The sequence below is a fragment of the Streptomyces sp. NPDC079020 genome, assembly GCF_044542225.1.
Lineage (GTDB): Bacteria > Actinomycetota > Actinomycetes > Streptomycetales > Streptomycetaceae > Streptomyces.
The window spans coordinates 1-1,467 of record NZ_JBITUB010000045.1 but is presented as its reverse complement, the minus strand read 5'-3'; the positions used below and the strand labels follow the sequence as shown (position 1 = coordinate 1,467).

The following is a 1,467-nucleotide window of genomic DNA, read 5'->3' as shown; positions in this document are numbered from 1 at the left end:
ATCCACGGTCGAGTACCCACACCCTCACGAACGGCCGAATCGTCACACCGGTTACGCCCCACCAGCACACTTCAACAAGATCGTGTTACGAGCTCATAGGAACCATCTCCCCGCGACGCCCACGAGCTGACACCGCATCCAGTACTGACGTCAGCCCGCCCCGGTAACTGTCCACCAGCCACGGAAGCTGCCAGTGCAGCGCGAAGCCGGGCCTCCCGAACGGGGGCCCGGCTTCATCGCGCGGGAGTACTGATCAGCAGGCAGGGGCACACAGGAGCCGGTCCCGTGAGCTCTCCGGCAACACCCGGCGTAGCACCGGTGCGGTGGAGCTGAGCGAGGAGGCAAACGCGGCAACAAGGCCGTGCGGCACGCTGGAGCTGAACGACGCAGCCCACAGGCACGGAGCACCCGAGCCCAGCTCGGCCCACGCCTGCCAACCCGCCACCCCTGGCACATCGCCCTCGACGATCAGGGCACAGGGATCGGCATCCTGGATGAGCGGTGGCAGCTCGCCAAGGCCGAGGCGTGAGGTGAAGGTGGGATGCATCGCCGCCGCATGCGGTTGATCGGCGTCGCGGAGCCAACCATGCGCGGACACCGCATCGAGAACGGTCTCGGGATTGGCGGCCACGTCGGTGGGATCACCTCATACATCGAGCGCGAGAAGAAAGTCGGCGATGGCCTCGCCGGGGATGCCGGAGGTGAAGTAGGCAGACCAGTCCGCGAGCGACCTGCTCGCATCCGAGCGGGCAGAGATCTGCCACGCGATCGGCAGCCCACCGAGGTGAAACGGCTCGTCCGACAGCGTCCACTGAGCCCACCGACGGGCGTCGGGACTGATGTGCAGGACGGTGCTACGCAGGACCTGGCGGTCCTCCAGCGACTCGTCGAGCTCACGTCGCCCGCGGACGGTTGTCAGGCTTGTCCAGCCGAAGCCGGCGAGAGTGTCCGCAACGACGTCGTAGAGACATCCGTCGTCGCCGGCCAGGTGCCGGGGGCCGACCCAGTACGCAGGCAGAGCGCCCCGGTTCGGGGTGGACGGGTTGAGCCGAGGGTTGGAATACAGGGCGCCTCCAAGGGCTGGGTGCGGGACATCGTCTTGCTTCCGGGCAATCGGCTGACGGGTACGGATCGCCACCCGCGCATGAGCCAGGAGACGCCAGTTCGGCTAACGCCGACTTCCCTGCCTACCGAGGATGGGCGGTTTCCAGCACGCACGTCACAGTGGCGGCGACGATGTCGGCCGGCGTCGCGGCGTCGAAGGAGATGCTGTAGCCAGGCACTTTCGTGGTGCCGGTGACGGCGATCTTCCAGCCTTCGCCGTCGCCCCCGGGACGGCCGAGCGGAAACCAGCCCAAGTAGAACCGGCCGTCCTGAGGTGACCCCTGTGGTGTGGACACACCTGACAATGGATCTTGCTGATCCTGGAAGGTGTAGATCTACGTGGCACGGCCCTCGAAGTACAGT

General features: G+C 66.8%; 2 pseudogenes. Both read right to left on the bottom strand.

The features are described from left to right. Positions 1-253 precede the first annotated feature (253 nt). Positions 254-1,066 (bottom strand): annotated as a pseudogene (locus ACIGJO_RS35750) (DUF317 domain-containing protein). A gap of 121 nt (positions 1,067-1,187) precedes the next feature. Beyond that, positions 1,188-1,382: pseudogene (locus ACIGJO_RS35745) on the bottom strand (DUF317 domain-containing protein); the annotation flags it as partial. Positions 1,383-1,467 lie beyond the last annotated feature (85 nt).